We start from the raw sequence: 18,031 nt of genomic DNA, 5'->3' as shown, positions 1-18,031 counted from the left end.
TTCCGCCGGACCGAAAAAGACCTGCATGAAGACGATCCGTGCTTTGATCTGGCCGGCTGTCGGGCTCGCAGCGATCCTGTTCTCGCTTTACGGCCTCTATCACGAGCTGCGGGGGCTTTCGCTTGCGGACGTGCTGACCCGCTTCGAGGCGGTGCCGCTGCGCAGCTGGCTTCTGTCGGCGGGCGCCACGCTGGTCGCCTACGCGGCGCTCGCCGCCTACGACCATCTGGCGCTCGAGCATCTCGGGCGGCGCCTGTCGCTGATCTTCATCACCATCTGCTCGTTTACCGCCTATGCCCTGTCGCACACCATCGGTGCATCGGTGTTCTCGGGCGCCGTCGTGCGATACCGGGCCTACGGATCCAAGGGGCTGAGCGTCAGCGAAACCGGCATTCTCGTCGCCTTCTGTTCGCTGACCTTCGTGCTGGGCACGCTGACCCTGTCGGCCATCGTGCTTCTGATCGAGCCGGAGATCGTCGATCGCTTTTCCGACGTCATCCCGATCGAAGCTTCGATTTCGACGGCGTTGTTCATTCTTGCGCTGATCTCGCTCTATATCCTGGGGAGTCTGATCGGCTTCCGCCCCATCAACACGAAATGGTTCCGGCTTGAATATCCGCGGCCGACGCTCGCCGTTCGCCAGCTGCTGATCGCCCCGGTCGAGCTGATCGGCGCGGCGGCGATCATCTATTTCGCCCTGCCGGCGATGGGCAATCCCGGCTATATGGTGGTTCTCGGCGTCTTTCTCGCATCGTTCTCTGCAGCGCTGCTCAGCCATGCACCCGGCGGCATCGGCGTGTTCGAGCTGATCTTCATCGCGGCGCTGCCGGAGGTCGATCCGGCATCGGTTCTGGCCGCCCTTGTCATCTTCCGGCTGTTCTACCTGGTCATTCCGTTTGTGATGGCGCTCGTGGTGGTCGTCCTGTTCGAGCGCCGCCAGTTTCTGGAGCGGCGCCGCGTAGAGCCCTGATCGGAGGGGATCCGAGCTGTCACGACGGTGCGTGGCAGACCTTGGGCACGGCCTCGGCAAACGGCGTTTTTACCTCTTCGAGTTCCGCGCTCTCGATGTGCAAGGGCGTGAAAGGCGGTTCCTGAATGGCGGCATTGACGATGCGCGTCACGTAGCATCCGGCAAAGATGCGCTCCCTGCCGTCCTTGTCGACGGAGCGCACGGCGACGGGCACCGGCGCATACAGGCTGCCCGCAGCCCCTTCCTGCGTGACTACGCCGGTCTTCACCTCGACATCGACCGTCTTTTTATAGCCCTCAACGAAGCTCGCATAATCTCCCGCCGGCGGCTTGTCGCCGAAATAGGCATAGGCGCGCGCATATTCTTTCCGTTCGATCGCATTGTAGAGCGACTGGACAAGCTTGGCGCCATCCGAGCGGTCGTCGACATAGGGCGCATCCTGCGCGAGAGCGACAGCCGGCGCGGCAAGGGCGCCGGCGACGAGGCTCCCTGCGACGAGGAGGATAGCGCAAGAGCGGGTCTGATGAAGCATGGTCGGTCCTCGTAATGCGGTGGCGTGGTGATGGCGGTGCGCGCAGGTGCCGGATGTGGGTGCCTGTAACGGGTCGACTGCCAGCGCTGCCCTCTACATGATGCACACACGTTTGCTGTAAAGCGCAAGGCGGCGGATTGTTTGCAGGGAACGACCATCCGCCTTCCGGAAAGCGAAGAGACCTGCGACATGCGGCGAATCTGCGACCGCTCGGTGAGCCGGATGCAAATGCGGCAATCGCTTAAATGCAAGCAATCTCTGCAACGCTGTTTTTGCGCCTTCTCGCTAGTCTCGGCCCATCACGGTTTGCCAGGGGGGCGATATGGCGCTGAAAATGCTTTTTGCAGAGTTCATGACGGTTGCGATGCGAGCGACGCCGCTCTTTCCGAAGTCTGGCGCCGTGCGCCCGGTCGCCCGTGGCAGGCGGCCCATGATCGCCTCCCCGGCCATCGACCTGCCGATGCTGCCCGCCCCCATCGATCCGGCCTGGATTGTTTCCGGTACACCCGTCGCACGGCTTGCCGAGCACTCCCGCAGCCATGACGACGCTGCCGTCACCGCCATGTGGGACTGCACGGCCGGCGAGTTCAATTGGTATTTCGGCTGGGACGAGACGGTCGTCATTCTCGAAGGCGAGGTGCATGTGACGGCCGAGGACGGCACCGAACAGACCCTGCGCGCAGGCGATATCGGATTCTTCAACGGCGGCACCTGGGCAAACTGGCGCATCGACACCTATGTGCGCAAGATCGCTTTCTGCCGCAAGCCGTTCCCCGAGCCTGTGGTGCTGGCCTATCGCCTGCGCGACCTGCTGCGCGGGGAGGCGCCGAAGCCTGCGCTTGCGGCCTGATCGGAGCGGCCAGAAAGCTGAGCGTATTCTGCCGGCGCGCCTGGTCGCACGGAGAGGACCGCGACTTTCGAGGGCTCCTGCCGGTTGCCTTTGGCCCGCCGGCATCCTACGTCATGAGGCCCGCCGGACTTGCGGCGGATCGGTGACAGGGGAAGACTATGGCAGCCACCAGGACGGCACTCCGAAACGTCGCGGTTCAGATGGACCACGTCTCCACCATCAATATCGCGGGCGACTCGACCTTTGCGATGAGCCTGGAGGCCCAGAACCGCGGCTACCGGCTGTTTCATTATACGCCGGATCGGCTGTCCTTGCGTGATGGGCAGGTCTACGCCACGGCGCAACCGATGACCCTGCGTGACGTGAAGGGCGACCATTTCACCCTTGGCGAACCGGAACGGCTGGACCTGTCCACCATGGACGTGGTGCTGCTGCGCCAGGATCCGCCGTTCGATATGGCCTACATCACCTCGACGCATCTCCTCGAGCGCATCCATCCGAAGACATTGGTGGTGAACGATCCCGCCTGGGTGCGAAACTCGCCGGAAAAGATCTTCGTCACCGAATTCCCGGACCTGATGCCGAAGACACTGATCACCCGCGATCCGGCCGAGATCGCCAAGTTCCGCGAGGAAATGGGCGATATCATCCTGAAGCCGCTTTACGGCAATGGCGGCGCCGGCGTCTTCCACGCCGCCCGCGACGACCGCAACATGTCGTCGCTGCTCGAAATGTTCGGGCAGATGTTCCGCGAGCCCTTCATTGCCCAGGAATATCTCCCGGCTGTGCGCAAGGGTGACAAGCGCATTCTTCTCGTCGATGGCGAGCCCGTCGGCGCAATCAACCGTGTCCCGGCAGAGCACGATGCGCGCTCCAATATGCATGCTGGAGGTAAGCCCGAGCCGACCGAGCTGACGGCAAGCGAGAAGGAAATCTGCGCCCGCATCGGCCCGGCATTGCGCGACCGCGGCTTCCTGCTCGTCGGCATCGACGTCATCGGCGATGTCATGACGGAGATCAACGTCACGTCGCCGACCGGCATCCGCGAGGTCAGGACGTTCGGCGGTGCCGACATTGCAGGCCTTTTCTGGGATGCGATCGAACGCAAACGCGCCTGAGCACGCCGTTCCCGGCGTCCTGCTGGGTGGTCAGTGAACGGGCGAACCCGTGTTTACGGGCCCGGGTTGTAAGGGTTTCAACCTCCCGGACGCGTCGAGTTGTGGCTGTTCGGCAGATGTTCTTGTTTTATTCCAATCGACGTGTAATGTGAGACATATCTCATAAACATATCGATTGGAGGAACGAGGCATGGTGGCACGGGTCAGCACGGTGGCGTTCCAAGGGATTGAGGGCGTTCCCGTCGACGTGCAGGTGATGGTCGCGCCCGGCAAAGTCGGCGTGCAGATCGTCGGACTGCCGGACAAGGCGGTGGCCGAAAGCCGGGAGCGCGTGCACGCCGCCCTGCATGCCTCGGGCCTTTCCCTGCCGCCAAAACGCGTGACCATCAATCTGGCGCCGGCCGACCTGCCGAAGGAAGGCAGCCATTTCGACCTGCCGATCGCGCTCGGGCTCATGGCGGCACTGGGCGCAATTCCGCCCGACGCGTTGACGGACTACGTCGTCATCGGCGAGCTCAACCTTGACGGCACGATCGCGGCGGTCGCCGGCGCGCTGCCCGCAGCGATCGGGGCGAATGCGATCGGCAAGGGGCTGATCTGCCCGGCCGACAGCGGCGCGGAGGCGGCCTGGGCCGGGGCCGAGATCGACATTCTCGCGCCCCGTAGCCTCATCGCGCTTGCCAATCACTTCCGTGGCACGCAGGTGCTGACCCGCCCGGAGCCCGCCATCCGCGCGATACCCGCGAACATGCCGGATCTCGCCGATATCAAGGGTCAGGAAAGCGCCAAGCGCGCCCTCGAGGTGGCTGCGGCCGGCAACCACAACCTGTTGATGGTCGGCCCACCCGGTTCGGGCAAGTCGATGCTGGCGGCGCGTCTTCCATCGATCCTGCCGCCGTTGTCACCCGGGGAGCTCCTGGAGGTCTCAATGATCCATTCGATCGCCGGACAACTGCCGGGCGGCAAGCTTTCGGATCGTCGTCCCTTCCGCACGCCGCACCATTCCGCCACCATGGCAGCGCTCGTCGGCGGCGGCCTGCGCGCACGGCCGGGCGAGGCCTCGCTTGCCCATCACGGCGTGCTGTTTCTGGACGAATTTCCGGAGTTTACGCCGCAGGCGCTGGATGCCCTGCGCCAGCCGCTCGAAACGGCCGAATGCATCATCGCCCGGGCCAATCATCGGATCAGCTATCCCGCCGCCATCCAGCTGGTGGCGGCGATGAATCCGTGCCGCTGCGGCATGGCCGGCGAGCCGGGGCACAGCTGCGCCCGCGGTCCGCGCTGCGCCAGCGACTACCAGGCGCGCATTTCCGGTCCGCTGATGGACAGGATCGACATTCGCATTTCCGTGCCTGCCGTGTCGGCGGCCGACCTGCTCCGTCCGGCACCGGCCGAAACCAGCGCCGTCGTTGCGGCGCGCGTCGCCCGTGCCAGAGCGATCCAGATCGAGCGTTTCATCGATTACGGCATGCCCCGTATCACATCCAATGCGCGCTGCACGACGGCGATGATCGAGCGGATGGCCGAACCCGACGCGGCCGGGCTGCAGCTTCTGCGGGATGCGGCCGAACGAATGGCCTTTTCCGCCCGTGCCTATCATCGCGTCTTGAAAGTGGCCCGTACGCTTGCCGATCTCGACGGCGCTGCGAGGGTCGGGCGCATCCATCTTGCGGAGGCCATTTCTTATCGCGTGACGGGAGACCGCATGACCAGTGCGGCGTGAGACACGTGCATCGTTGTGCCTTGGTGTTGGCGCTTAACACCGAGAGGAACAGCGGGCTTTGGTCTATTGAAGGGTCGGCGGTTCTTCGTCCCCGAAGAACGAGCGGATACCTTCCCGCGCCACGGTTGCCAGGAACTCGTCAAAGGCTTCGCGATCGGTCGGGAATGGGTCTTCCCACTCCGTCACGTCTTCCTCCTGGGTGAGCACCAGCATCCGCCAGTCGAGATTCGTGCCGGCCGGACGCGAAATGTCGACCAGGACGGTCACGCCGTCTTCGGTAAATTCGCCGGAAAGCTCCGAATATTCCATTTCCGGTTCATTGTCGTTCGACATGGGTTCTTGCTCCTCTTCATCGTGTGGTCATCCGGACGCCCCATCGCGAGCTACCCGTCTGCGTCTGCCGGTGCTGTCGGTGGTGCGTTCGGTGATGTCGCTCGGACTCGGTGCTCTACATCTGCCACGCGAAAATCTCACCGTCATGGGCCGCTGCGGCGTGTGGCGACCGGCAGATCCGCGACGGCCGCAAGCAATGTGATATCGCGTTCCCGAACATCCGGCGTGATCTCGACGGTCCGCAGCCCGAACCAGGCCTTCAACGCATCGACGGCTGCGCCATGCGGTGGCGGGTAGGAGGATAGCCCCAGCACCCAGCCGCGGAGAATATCGCGGTCAATGCGGCCTTTTTCATATTGCTGTTGCATGCGGCGAACGGCGATCGCGAGATCTTCCTGCGTTTTCACGGGTGCAGGCCGGGCGAGATGCTGACGGGAAGGATCGTTGATGTCACGCGTGTCTACCATGGTCGGTGCCGCGACCGGCGGCTCTCTGGCAAAACCCTATGGCAAAAGCCCGAAGACCGAAACCGGTCCGACGAAAAATCCTTGCGCGCAGGCGGCACGCCGGAAGGAGGAGAAGGCGGAACGCGAATGCCATGAGCGTGCGACTCGCGAGCTTCGACGCAGCCGCCAAACGTCATAAAGCCCCGACGGGCGGGGCTTTATGGCTAGGCGATCGGTCGAATCAGCTCAACGCAGCCCGAAAAATGACAGGACGGCGAGAACGACGACGACCAGTCCGACGATGTAGATGATATTGTTCATGACGGGTTCCTTTGTTTGACATGTAACAAACGCGTGATTCCGCGTTTCGTTCCAATTTGCACGCAGCAGGAGCAGCCCGTTCCCGGCCATATCGCGCGTTGCCGCAAATATTCGTTACGCTGCATATGCACTTCAATTTTTCGAAGCGCAGGTTGTAAGCGCCGCATCGCCGGAGGCGTCTCGGACACCCGCTGTGCTCGTTGAGAGGCGGCGCGACGCCTGCAACGGTCTGCCTGCGCCTTGAGAGGCGATGCTCTCGCGATACGCCACGCCCGGCGTTCCCCGTCGCTTCTGTTTAAAAGAGTTATATTTCGATATTCAGATATGTCTTTTTTTCATATGAAAATATTCTCGTCGACGGACATAAATATTTCTTGGCACTGGCAATGAACGCGATCTTGGATTACATGAATATCTAAGAATATACTTTCTGATGTATTTTGTGGTGTTATGTAACGTGGCGATGCCTGCGGCTTCGGCGTAATGTCAGAAGCGTACAGATGTCCGTGACGTGGTGGCGAAGTCGTTCAGTCTGCCGCATAAGCTTCAAAATACCAGCGTGTGGAGCAATGGTATGAGTCCGGGCTCTTCCCCGGCGAGGAATGACCATGGCGCCACTGGAACGAGAAAGCGTCCGCAACAATCTGCTTCGAACGATGACGCCGGACATTTTTTCAAGGCTTCAGCCGCTGATGGAGCGCGTGGATCTTCCCGCGCGGCACCTTCTCGTGGAGCCTCATGTTCCCACAGCTTATGTGACCTTCCTCGAGAGTGGCCTTTGCTCGCTGGTGGCCACAAGCGCGGACGCCGAGGATATCGAGGTCGGTCATGTCGGGTCCGAGGGCCTCGCCGGCGCTCATATCCTACTCAAGGTGAAGAGCACGCCGAATCGGGCTTTCATGCAGGCGCCCGGTTCCGGGATCCGCGTTCCCTCGGAGGCCATGCTCGATATCCTTCAGGACAGCGACACCAACACGCTGCTGATGAATTACATTCACTGCTGCGAGATCCAGGTCGCCCATTCCGCGCTCGCCAATGCGCGCTACAACATGCATGAGCGACTCGCGCGCTGGCTGTTGATGTGCCATGACCGTATTCATGGCGACGATCTTCCACTGACCCATGAATTCCTGTCGATCATGCTGGGCGTGCGGCGCTCCGGCGTGACCAATGAGCTGCATGTCATCGAAGGCATGAAAGCCATCAAGGCGACCCGCGGCAATATCCGGATTCTCGATCGCAAACGTCTCGAGGATATCGCCGGCGCCTCGTACGGCGAGCCGGAGAAGGAATATGACCGTCTGATCGGCCGCACCGTCTCGTCACGGCGCTAGGGTACGGTCGCTTTCCGCAAAAGCCGGCGTCTTGCTCATTCCGGCACGCACCAGAGATCGGCGTTTCCGACAGTCCGAGCCTGCCTGTGCGCTTTCGTACGCTCCGCACGGACGGGGAACTTCCCCCTGCAGGTGTAATTCCTGAGACAACGTTCTCGGAAGGCACCTGATATGACGAGCACACGCCTGGAAACGCAGGCCGCAGACGCCTTCGTTCCCGAACCGGACGCCGCGACCCTCTGGGTCGAGCGGATGGCGCGACGATTCTACCGCTCTCCGGACGACGTCCGAGACCTCGTCTCGAGGACAGTAGGGTTGATGGATCCTGGATCGGATGCGCAGACCGATGCCGACTATCGTCTTCGGGTCTTGCGCATCATGCGCGGCCTCGTGCTCGATCGCTGCGCCTTCGATCGCGAGCTCGGATAAGAGGAAAGGGTCGTGACGCTGGGCGGATCGTGATGCCTCTCAGTGACGCGCCATGCCGTCATTCTGGCGGGAAAGCCGGTCGATGATCTCCAGGATTTCGTCCTGATCGGCCGACAGGCAGAAGCCTGGCGTTGCAGGATCGCGAAGTCCATCCGGCAGGAGGAACAGGAACGGTACGTGGGCGTCGTCCAGCCTGTCGGCAAGGCGTTGCGTCGGGCCGGCCTCCGCATCGAGAACGATGAGCACGCCGTCCAACCGAAGACAATCATCCATACGGGCTCCGCCGACATCGACAGGGCCGAGAAGATCGGCTCCGGCGAGGTGCCAGGCGATCCGGATGGGCAGGATGTCGGCTGCTTGCGGCGCGCCGACCACAAGGATCTGGAAACGTCTGGCCGACCGTATCGTCACGGAACGTTCAGTCCGACACGGACTGCCCTCTGTTGGATCTGACAGGCCCAACCCGCCTCGGCCGCTTTAGTTCGCGGTCCGTGTGCGGGTCGCGCCGTTTCGCGCATGGTATCGTGGACAGCGCGTCTTGAGAGTGATGACCGCCTGTTTCGGCCTATCCGACAACCCCGAGCGGGCACTGTTTGCCCATCGAACACTCGTGGCCGGACGGCTTTCCTCAAGGGGGCAAGGTCGTTAACGCCCCCTTAAATCGCCGCATTTACAGTTCACCGCACCCTGCGACGGCTCGGGCGGCTCGCCGGTCGTTCTTTCCTCGGCGCACACACGGAGCGGTCACATCCCGGTATGGCAGGCAAATCTCGTTCACGTCCCCGCATCGACCCGTCCTTTTCGAGCGGAGACGACGACGGTCTTCGCGTCGATGCGAGCGACCGCGTGAGCGGACGGCCTTCCACCAAGACGTCGGCGTCGACACGTTCCAAGGCGAAGAGCGGCAAGGCGCCGCGCCGATCGCTCAAGGGGCGTGGCGGGCGCCGAAGCAGCGGGGGTGGTCTCTTTGGCGTCGTCCGGTCGCTCGTCTACTGGTGCATCGTCGCCGGCATCTGGGGCGCCATGGGCATCGGCGGTCTCGTGCTTTATTACGGCTCGCGCATGCCGAACGCGACGAGCTGGAGCATCCCGGAACGGCCGCCGAATGTGAAGATCCTTGCGGTCGACGGCGACACGCTTGCCAATCGCGGCGCGACCGGAGGCGAGGCCGTCGCGCTCGAGGACATGTCGCCTTTCATTCCCCAGGCTGTCATGGCCATCGAGGACCGGCGGTTCTATTCGCATTTTGGCGTCGATCCCCTGGGTCTCGCCCGCGCCGTCTTCACCAATGTCACCACCGGGCGCATGGTGCAGGGCGGCTCGACGCTGACGCAGCAGCTGGCCAAGAACCTGTTTCTCTCGCCGGAGCGCACGCTGGAGCGCAAGGTGCAGGAAGTGCTGCTCGCCTTATGGCTGGAACAGAAATACTCCAAGGACCAGATCCTTGCGATGTATCTGAACCGCGTCTTCTTCGGTTCCAATGCCTATGGTGTTGAGGCCGCGTCGCAGCGCTACTTCAACAAGTCCGCCCGCGACGTCAATCTTGGCGAAGCTGCCTTGCTTGCGGGCCTCCTCAAAGCGCCCTCGCGCCTGTCGCCGGCGCGTGATCCGAAGGCTGCCGAAGAGCGTGCCCAGGTGGTGCTGGGCGCCATGCGGGAAGAGGGGTTGATCACCGACGACGAGGTAAAGACCGCGATGTCGCAGCCGCCGACCAAGGCGAAGAGCTTTTGGTCCGGTGCACAATATTATGCCGCCGATCTGGTCATGGACCAGCTTCCGGGCCTTGTCGGCACGGTCAAGCAGGATCTGGTCGTGGAAACCACGCTCGATCTCGATCTTGAAAAGAAAGCCGAGAAGACGCTGTCGGCGATCCTCAAGGAAAGCGGAACGAAGTCGCGTGCCTCGCAGGCGGCGCTCGTTTCGGTGGATGCGACCGGCGCCATCCGCGCTCTGGTCGGCGGGCGCGACTATGCCGACAGCCAGTTCGACCGAGCGGTCAAGGCCAAGCGCCAGCCCGGCTCGGCTTTCAAGCCCTTCGTCTATGCCGCGGCCATGGAGATCGGCCGCACGCCCATGTCCATCCGCAACGATGCGCCCGTGCGGATCGGCAAGTGGACGCCGGAGAATTACGACCAGAAGTATCGCGGGGAGGTGTCGCTGGCCGATGCCCTCGCCAACTCGCTGAACACCATCGCAGCGCAGCTGGTCATGGAAGTGGGACCGCCCCAGGTGGCAAAGCTCGCTCATCGGCTGGGTATCGAATCGGAATTGCAGGCCAACGCCTCGATCGCGCTCGGCACGTCAGAGGTCAGTCTGCTCGAGCTTACCTCCGCCTATGCGCCTTTCATGAACGGCGGCTTCAAGGCGACGCCGCATATCGTCAAGCGGGTGCTGACGACGGATGGCAAGGTTCTCTACCAGAATACCTATGACAATCCGCCACGTGTGCTCGACCCCGAGATCGTTTCGGAAATGAACCAGATGATGGTGGGCGTGGTGGAGCACGGCACGGGCAAGAACGCCAGGCTCAAGGGCTGGCAGGTCGCCGGCAAGTCCGGCACCACGCAGTCCTTCCGCGATGCCCTGTTCGTGGGCTTCACCAACAATCTGACGACGGGCGTCTGGTTCGGCAACGATGACGGCACCTCCATGAAAAAGGTGACGGGCGGTGGCCTGCCGGCCAAGGCCTGGGCAACCTATATGGCGGAGGCGCATGCAGGGCTGACGCCCTCACCCATCTTCGGAACGAAAGGCATCCAGCCGTCCTTCGACGATCCCGGGATCCAGCGCACCATCGGCGACGTCATCTCCGGTGCCTTCGGACACAAGCCGGTGGACGTCTATCCGGATGCTCCCGTAGCGGATGCCGAAATGCCGCCATCGCCGGGCGGATCCCAGAATGCCGCGGCGGATGCCGCTGAGGGGGGATTGGTGCCGCCGGCCGATGTCGGCCAGACCACAGGCGCCACGCCACCGACGCGCCGCACCACCCTGTTCGACATCCTGACCGGGGGTTGACGGCGCGGGCGGGACGTGCGGGTCGAAATCCGGCCTAAACTCTTTCGGCTCCGCATTTCTTTTCACCGCCTTCAGGGCTTGCAACGCCTTGCACAGCAAAAAACCCGTCCTTATATACGCCGCACGTCCAAGGCTTTCGGGCCGCGGCTCACCACGACAAGAGCATCCCTAGGGACTGTCGCACGAATGCCTGACCGGGTTCCGACAGTCCGCTGCAAGGAGAGAACGACATGGCAAAAGTAATCGGTATCGATCTGGGAACGACCAACTCCTGCGTCGCCGTCATGGACGGCAAGGACGCGAAGGTCATCGAAAACGCGGAAGGCGCGCGCACGACGCCGTCCATGGTCGCCTTCTCGGATGATGGCGAGCGCCTCGTTGGCCAGCCGGCCAAGCGCCAGGCCGTGACCAACCCGGAAAACACCCTCTTCGCCGTGAAGCGCCTGATCGGCCGCCGCTATGAAGATCCGACCGTGACGAAGGACAAGGCCCTCGTGCCGTTCAAGATCGTCAAGGGCGACAATGGCGACGCATGGGTGGAAGCCGGCGGCAAGAACCAGTCTCCGTCGCAGGTCTCGGCCATGATCCTTCAGAAGATGAAGGAAACCGCCGAATCCTACCTCGGCGAAAAGGTCACGCAGGCTGTCATCACCGTTCCCGCCTACTTCAACGACGCTCAGCGCCAGGCCACCAAGGATGCCGGCCGCATCGCCGGTCTCGACGTGCTGCGCATCATCAACGAGCCGACGGCTGCGGCGCTCGCCTATGGTCTCGATAAGACCGAGGGCAAGACGATCGCTGTCTACGATCTCGGCGGCGGCACCTTCGACGTCTCGGTCCTGGAAATCGGCGACGGTGTCTTCGAGGTGAAGTCGACCAATGGCGACACCTTCCTCGGCGGTGAAGACTTCGACATGCGTCTCGTCGAATATCTCGCTGGCGAATTCAAGAAGGACCAGGGCATCGACCTGAAGAACGACAAGCTGGCTCTGCAGCGCCTCAAGGAAGCTGCCGAAAAGGCCAAGATCGAACTGTCCTCGTCGCAGCAGACGGAAATCAACCTGCCCTTCATCACGGCGGACGCATCCGGCCCGAAGCACCTGACGCTGAAGCTGACGCGCGCAAAGTTCGAAGCGCTCGTCGACGATCTCGTCCAGCGTACGATCGCGCCCTGCAAGGCAGCGCTGAAAGATGCCGGCGTTTCGGCCTCCGAAATCGACGAAGTCGTGCTCGTCGGCGGCATGAGCCGCATGCCGAAGGTGCAGGAAGTCGTGAAGCAGCTGTTCGGCAAGGAGCCGCACAAGGGTGTCAACCCGGACGAAGTCGTCGCGCTTGGCGCGGCCATCCAGGCCGGCGTTCTCCAGGGCGACGTCAAGGACGTGCTGCTGCTTGACGTGACCCCGCTTTCGCTCGGCATCGAAACGCTCGGCGGCGTCTTCACCCGTCTGATCGAACGCAATACGACGATCCCGACGAAGAAGAGCCAGACCTTCTCGACCGCCGAAGACAGCCAGTCGGCCGTGACCATCCGCGTCAGCCAGGGCGAGCGCGAAATGGCAGCCGACAACAAGCTGCTCGGCCAGTTCGACCTCGTCGGCATTCCGCCGGCACCGCGTGGCGTTCCGCAGATCGAAGTCACCTTCGATATCGACGCCAACGGCATCGTCAACGTTTCGGCGAAGGACAAGGGCACCGGCAAGGAGCACCAGATCCGCATCCAGGCATCGGGCGGTCTGTCCGACGCCGACATCGAGAAGATGGTCAAGGATGCCGAGGCCAATGCCGAGAACGACCGGAAGCGCCGTGATGGCGTCGAGGCGAAGAACCAGGCCGAAAGCCTGATCCATTCGTCCGAAAAGTCGCTGAAGGAATATGGCGACAAGGTCACCGAAGCCGACCGCGCCGCCATCTCCGACGCGATTGCCGCGCTGAAGACGTCGGTCGAAGCTTCCGAGCCGGACGCCGAGGACATCAAGGCGAAGACCCAGACGCTGCTGGAAGCATCCATGAAGTTGGGCCAAGCCATGTATGAGTCGCAGCAGACCGAAGCGGCCAATGCCGATGCCGCAGCGGATGCCGCTCGCGACAACATCGTCGATGCCGACTACGAAGACGTCAGCGACGAAGACGGTCGCAAGAAGTCGGCCTAAGACATCAGGGCCTCGCGCTATGCGATGACGCACGAAACAGGGCCCGGAGCACATGTTCCGGGCCTTTTTCATAAGTGTCGAAAGAATACGCAGGCGCTGATTCTGCCTTCATTTCGTCGAAAAAGCCGGCGTTGGCATAGATTCGCTATGGTATCGGCCGCCGGGATTTCCTAAATCCTTATCAACGGCATTCGGCGATACGGCACCTGGCCGAACGACCTCTGGCTGATCAAACTTGGCTGACCGAACTTTGGCTCAATGAAATCTGGCGACGACCGACGTCCGGTCCTGTCGCCGCGGTTCAACGGGATACGCGCGACCACATGAAACGTGATCTTTACGAAACACTCGGTGTTGCAAAGACAGCCGACGAGAAGGAGTTGAAAAGCGCCTTCCGCAAGCTGGCGATGAAATACCACCCGGACAAGAATCCGGGCGATGCGGAAGCGGAAAAGACGTTCAAGGACATCAATCAGGCCTATGAGACGCTGAAGGATCCCCAGAAGCGCGCGGCCTATGACCGCTACGGTCACGCTGCGTTCGAGCAGGGCGGAATGGGCGGCGGCGGCGGCATGGGCGGCGGTGCGGCCGGCTTCTCTGATATCTTCGAGGACATCTTCGGGGAGATGATGGGCGGCGGACGCCAGCGCCAACGCTCGTCGGGTGGCCGCGAGCGCGGCGCCGATCTCCGCTACAACATGGAGATCACGCTCGAGGAAGCCTATGCCGGCAAGACCGCGCAGATCCGGGTTCCCACCTCCATCACCTGCGACGTCTGTTCCGGCTCGGGTGCAAAGCCCGGCACGAAACCGACGACCTGCGGCACCTGCCAAGGCTCCGGCCGCGTGCGCGCCGCCCAGGGTTTCTTTTCCATCGAGCGCACCTGCCCGACCTGCCAGGGCCGTGGCACCATCATTCCCGACCCCTGCACCAAATGTCATGGCCAGGGTCGCGTGACGGAAGAGCGCTCGCTGTCGGTCAACATCCCTGCCGGGATCGAGGACGGCACCCGTATCCGCCTGTCGGGCGAGGGCGAGGCTGGCCTTCGCGGCGGTCCTTCGGGCGACCTCTACATCTTCCTGTCGGTCAAACCGCACGAGTTCTACCAGCGTGACGGCGCAGACCTTTACTGCAGCGTGCCGATATCGATGACGACGGCGGCGCTTGGCGGCAAGTTCGACGTGCAGACGCTCGACGGCACCAAGTCGCGCGTCACCGTTCCCGAGGGCACGCAGGCGGGCAAGCAGTTCCGTCTCAAGGGGAAGGGCATGCCGGTGCTGCGCTCGACGCAGGTCGGCGACCTCTACATCCAGATCGGCATCGAGACGCCGCAGAAGCTGACCAAGCGCCAGCGCGAACTGCTCGAGGAGTTCGCAGAGATCTCGTCGAAGGACAACAATCCCGAATCTGCCGGTTTCTTTGCCCGGATGAAGGAGTTCTTCGAGGGCTGACCGCGCGCCGTCGGCATGCTCGATCCTGACCGAAAAGGCCGGATGCCATGGGCTCCGGCCTTTTCGTTTCCGCGACGCTCATTGCTCTCAACACCCTTATTGCCCTTGCCACCCGCTGCCCCATCTTCTCGGTCTGAACGGGATGAGACAGGACGAGAGGATGCCGCCGTGACCTATGCGCTTTACTACTGGGACGGCCTTCCTGGCCGCGGGGAGTTCGTGCGACTGGCGCTGGAACAAGCGGGCGCAGACTATGTGGACATTGCCCGGAGCCGAGACGGGACGGACACGATGCTGGACATCATGGAAGCCGACAGCGCGGCCGCGCCGTTCGCGCCGCCTTTCCTGAAGGACGGCAACCTGATCGTCTCCCAGACGGCGAATATCCTCTTCTATCTCGGCCCTCGCCTCGGCCTGGCTCCGGAAGCCGAAGGCGATCGGCATCGCCTCAACGGCCTGCAGATGACGATCGCCGATATGGTCGCCGAGGCGCACGACACCCATCACCCCGTGGCGACCAGCCTCTACTACGAGGACCAGAAGCCGGAGGCCGCGCGGCGCGCCGCGGATTTCCGCAAGGCGCGCATCCCCAAGTATCTCGACTATTTCGAACGTGTTCTCACGGCCAACCCGGACGGGCCGAAGCACGTCGTCGGACCGGCGCTGACCTATGGCGATCTGTCGCTCCATCATCTGCTCGAAGGTCTGCATTACGCCTTTCCGCAAGCCATGACGGCCTATGGCGATCGGTGGCCGCATCTCAATGCTCTTCGCCACGAGATTGCGCGCCTGCCGCGCATCGCCGCCTATCTCGCCTCGGATCGTCGCATTCCCTTCAATGAGAACGGCGTCTTCCGGCATTATCCCGAGCTCGATGGCGTCGGGACGGGCGGCGAGGATTGAAAGCGCCCCGCCTGCGGTTCAGGACGCTTGTCAGGCATCCCCGGAAAGCCTAGAGCCGGACGACATGCCGCAAAAAGTCTCCCTGTCCCGTCTGAAGCTCGGCGATTTCCGCAATTATGCGGCCTTATCGCTGAATCTCGACGCGCGCCATGTCGTGCTCACCGGCGAGAACGGTGCGGGCAAGACCAATCTGATGGAAGCCGTGTCGTTCCTGTCGCCGGGGCGGGGACTGCGGCGCGCCGCCTATGCCGATGTCCCGCGCGTGGGCGCCGGCGCCGGCTTCTCGGTCTTCGCCGAAGTCGAGGGCATGCAGGGCGATGTCGAGATCGGCACCGGAACCTTCGGAACGGAGGACGGCCAGGCGCGCCGTCTGCGCCTTAACGGCACCAACGCCAAGGCGATCGACGAACTTCTCGATCATCTGCGTGTCCTCTGGCTAACCCCCGCCATGGATGGGCTTTTCACCGGACCCTCCGGCGACCGCCGTCGCTTCCTTGATCGGCTGGTCCTGTCGCTTGACCCGGATCATGGCCGACGGGCAGCCGACTTCGAGCGGGCGATGCGCAGCCGCAACAAATTGTTGTCGGAACCCGGCGCCGACCCCGTCTGGCTGACCGGGTTGGAGCGCCAGCTGGCCGAGCTCGGTATCGCCATGGCGCTTGCGCGCAACGAGATGCTCGGCCTTCTCGCCGCCCTCATCGATCGCAGTCCGGACGACGGCTCCTTTCCGAAGGCGGATCTCGCCCTCTCCGGCTTTCTCGACGGCGCATGGGACCGCCCGGCCTTCGATCTGGAAGAAGACTATCTGGAGCGATTGCGCACCGGCCGCTGGCGTGACGGGGCCGCGGGCCGTACGCTGGAAGGCCCGCACCGCAGCGACCTTCTCATCCGCCATCGGGCCAAGAACATCGAAGCCGAGCGCTGCTCGACGGGCGAGCAGAAGGCTCTGCTCGTCGGTCTGGTTCTGGCCCATGCCCGTCTCGTGGCGGACCTTACCGGGCATGCCCCGGTGCTGCTGCTCGACGAAATCGCAGCCCATCTGGATGCCGGCCGCCGGGCGGCCCTGTTCGACATCGTCGATGATCTCGGGGGGCAGGCTTTCATGACCGGCACCGACCGCACCATGTTTTCGGCACTCGGCGATCGCGCCCAGTTCCTGACGGTTGCCAACAGCCAGGTTTTCGAGTGAGGGTCGCTGCATGAGCGATGAACCGACATCATCCACGGCGCCAAGCCTGTCATCTCAGGAGATCGAACGCTATTCGCGTCACATCCTCCTGCCGGAAATCGGCGGACAGGGCCAGCAGGCGCTGAAAGCGGCCCGCGTGCTGGTGGTCGGCGCCGGTGGCCTCGGGGCACCGGTCATCCTCTATCTTGCGGCGGCCGGCGTCGGTACGCTCGGCATTGTCGATGACGACCGGGTGTCGCTCTCCAATCTCCAGCGTCAGGTCATTCACCAGACGTCGACGGTCGGCATGAGCAAAACGGACAGCGCCCGCGATACGGTCGCGCGGCTGAACCCGCATGTGACCGTTCGTCCGCTGCCGTTCCGGCTGACCCCGGACACGGCGTCCGAGACCCTTGCCGGCTATGACGTCGTGGTTGATGGGTCCGACAATTTCGACACCCGCTACCTCGTGGCAAAGGCGGCAGAAACGCTAAAGGTCCCGCTCGTGACCGGCGCCGTCGGCCGGTTCGACGGGTCTCTGACCGTTCTCATGCCCTGGACCCTCGACGCGGCCGGCCGCGAGGCGCCGCGCTATCGCGATCTCTTTCCCGAACCGCCGCCGCCGGGCACCGTGCCGTCCTGCGCCGAAGCCGGCATTGTCGGTGCTCTGACCGGCGTTATCGGCACGCTGCAGGCCATGGAGGTGGTGAAGCTCCTCACGGGTGCCGGAGACCCTCTTGTCGGCCGCCTGCTGCTCTATGACGCGCTGGCCGCCCGTTTCGACACGATCCGCTACCGGCGCCGGCATGCGGATCGTTGAGTGTGCCCCGGACTTCAAGGATTGGGCTGACCTGCACGATCTGATCCTCACGGCATTTGCCGGCATGGCTTCGCGCATCGATCCGCCATCCTCCGCGCTCGATCTGACGCCGGAGACACTGCGCGAGAAAGCCGGGCGGGAAATCGTCCACCTCGCCTATGCCGATGACGGCAGCTTGGTCGGATGCGTCTTCTGTCGACCGGAACCGCCGGAAACGCTCTATGTCGGCAAGCTGGCTGTGCGTCCCGACCTGCAAGGAAATGGGCTCGGGCGGTCCCTGGTAGAGACCGCGGCCGCGATCGCGACCCATCGAGGATTTTCCCGTCTGCGCCTGGAAACCCGCATCGAACTCACGGGCAATCATCGCGCCTTCTCGGCCATGGGATTTGTGGTGACACGGGAAGGCCGCCATCCGGGGTTCGATCGCACAACGTTCATCGAGATGCAGAAACGCGTCTGACAGTC

17 protein-coding genes are annotated in these 18,031 nt (G+C 63.3%); 13 read left to right on the top strand and 4 right to left on the bottom strand.

The genetic code is table 11. From position 1 onward, the window contains the following. Positions 1–25 precede the first annotated feature (25 nt). Entirely contained in the window at positions 26–970 is a 945-nt protein-coding gene (locus tag ASG25_RS07740; protein WP_062471482.1) for a lysylphosphatidylglycerol synthase domain-containing protein, read from the top strand. Between the two features lie 19 nt (positions 971–989). On the opposite strand, the gene ASG25_RS07735 is transcribed toward ASG25_RS07740, so the two are convergent. Beyond that, on the bottom strand, positions 990–1,502 hold the full coding sequence (locus ASG25_RS07735) for a hypothetical protein (protein WP_062471478.1): 513 nt from the start codon (positions 1,500–1,502) through the stop codon (positions 990–992). Positions 1,503–1,824: 322 nt separating this feature from the next. Between ASG25_RS07735 and ASG25_RS07730 the strand changes: the two genes are divergently transcribed. From ASG25_RS07730 to ASG25_RS07720, 3 genes are all read left to right on the top strand, one after another. After that, positions 1,825–2,352 carry a cupin domain-containing protein gene (locus tag ASG25_RS07730; protein ID WP_062471476.1) on the top strand — a complete coding sequence of 176 codons (528 nt, stop codon included), beginning with the start codon at positions 1,825–1,827 and terminating at the stop codon, positions 2,350–2,352. A 158-nt stretch (positions 2,353–2,510) separates the two neighbouring features. Next, complete coding sequence (gene gshB / locus ASG25_RS07725) at positions 2,511–3,470, top strand: glutathione synthase (RefSeq protein WP_062471473.1); 960 nt, start codon at positions 2,511–2,513, stop codon at positions 3,468–3,470. A gap of 190 nt (positions 3,471–3,660) precedes the next feature. Next, positions 3,661–5,193: a YifB family Mg chelatase-like AAA ATPase gene (locus ASG25_RS07720; RefSeq protein WP_062471470.1), complete on the top strand. Its 1,533-nt coding sequence runs from the start codon at positions 3,661–3,663 to the stop codon at positions 5,191–5,193. A 63-nt stretch (positions 5,194–5,256) separates the two neighbouring features. On the opposite strand, the gene ASG25_RS07715 is transcribed toward ASG25_RS07720, so the two are convergent. Together ASG25_RS07715 and ASG25_RS07710 are read right to left on the bottom strand one after the other, a co-directional pair. Continuing rightward, positions 5,257–5,526 carry a hypothetical protein gene (locus ASG25_RS07715; RefSeq protein ID WP_062471467.1) on the bottom strand — a complete coding sequence of 90 codons (270 nt, stop codon included), beginning with the start codon at positions 5,524–5,526 and terminating at the stop codon, positions 5,257–5,259. A gap of 143 nt (positions 5,527–5,669) precedes the next feature. Further along, the gene (locus tag ASG25_RS07710) at positions 5,670–5,993 is read right to left on the bottom strand and encodes a hypothetical protein (protein WP_062471464.1); all 324 of its coding nucleotides are present in this window, start codon (positions 5,991–5,993) and stop codon (positions 5,670–5,672) included. A 908-nt stretch (positions 5,994–6,901) separates the two neighbouring features. Between ASG25_RS07710 and ASG25_RS07700 the strand changes: the two genes are divergently transcribed. Both ASG25_RS07700 and ASG25_RS07695 read left to right on the top strand, forming a co-directional pair. Next, entirely contained in the window at positions 6,902–7,627 is a 726-nt protein-coding gene (locus tag ASG25_RS07700) for a Crp/Fnr family transcriptional regulator (protein ID WP_062471457.1), read from the top strand. Positions 7,628–7,798: 171 nt separating this feature from the next. Beyond that, positions 7,799–8,056, top strand: a complete 258-nt coding sequence (locus tag ASG25_RS07695) for a hypothetical protein (protein ID WP_062471454.1) — start codon at positions 7,799–7,801, stop codon at positions 8,054–8,056. 39 nt (positions 8,057–8,095) lie between these two features. Here the strand turns inward: ASG25_RS07695 and ASG25_RS07690 are convergent, their stop codons facing one another. After that, on the bottom strand, positions 8,096–8,467 hold the full coding sequence (locus ASG25_RS07690; protein WP_156379619.1) for a hypothetical protein: 372 nt from the start codon (positions 8,465–8,467) through the stop codon (positions 8,096–8,098). A gap of 345 nt (positions 8,468–8,812) precedes the next feature. Between ASG25_RS07690 and ASG25_RS07685 the strand changes: the two genes are divergently transcribed. The 7 genes from ASG25_RS07685 (at position 8,813) to ASG25_RS07655 (ending at position 18,026) form a co-directional block, all read left to right on the top strand. Next, positions 8,813–11,074 (top strand): transglycosylase domain-containing protein, encoded by a 2,262-nt coding sequence (locus ASG25_RS07685; RefSeq protein WP_062471447.1) that lies wholly within the window; start codon positions 8,813–8,815, stop codon positions 11,072–11,074. Between the two features lie 230 nt (positions 11,075–11,304). Further along, positions 11,305–13,224, top strand: coding sequence for a molecular chaperone DnaK (gene dnaK, locus ASG25_RS07680; RefSeq protein WP_062471444.1), 1,920 nt, complete (start codon positions 11,305–11,307; stop codon positions 13,222–13,224). A gap of 323 nt (positions 13,225–13,547) precedes the next feature. After that, a complete protein-coding gene (dnaJ, locus tag ASG25_RS07675; RefSeq protein ID WP_062471441.1) occupies positions 13,548–14,675 on the top strand; it encodes a molecular chaperone DnaJ in 1,128 nt (375 codons plus the stop codon). A gap of 168 nt (positions 14,676–14,843) precedes the next feature. Further along, positions 14,844–15,578 (top strand): glutathione S-transferase, encoded by a 735-nt coding sequence (locus tag ASG25_RS07670; RefSeq protein WP_062471438.1) that lies wholly within the window; start codon positions 14,844–14,846, stop codon positions 15,576–15,578. 64 nt (positions 15,579–15,642) lie between these two features. Then, positions 15,643–16,767 (top strand): DNA replication/repair protein RecF, encoded by a 1,125-nt coding sequence (recF, locus tag ASG25_RS07665; RefSeq protein WP_062471435.1) that lies wholly within the window; start codon positions 15,643–15,645, stop codon positions 16,765–16,767. Positions 16,768–16,777: 10 nt separating this feature from the next. Further along, entirely contained in the window at positions 16,778–17,566 is a 789-nt protein-coding gene (locus tag ASG25_RS07660) for a molybdopterin-synthase adenylyltransferase MoeB (RefSeq protein WP_062471432.1), read from the top strand. Continuing rightward, on the top strand, positions 17,553–18,026 hold the full coding sequence (locus ASG25_RS07655; protein WP_062471429.1) for a GNAT family N-acetyltransferase: 474 nt from the start codon (positions 17,553–17,555) through the stop codon (positions 18,024–18,026). Before ASG25_RS07660 ends, ASG25_RS07655 begins: the two co-directional genes overlap by 14 nt. Positions 18,027–18,031 lie beyond the last annotated feature (5 nt).

Source organism: Rhizobium sp. Leaf384 (assembly GCF_001424065.1).
GTDB lineage: Bacteria > Pseudomonadota > Alphaproteobacteria > Rhizobiales > Rhizobiaceae > Ferranicluibacter.
This window is presented reverse-complemented; position numbering and strand designations above follow the sequence as displayed.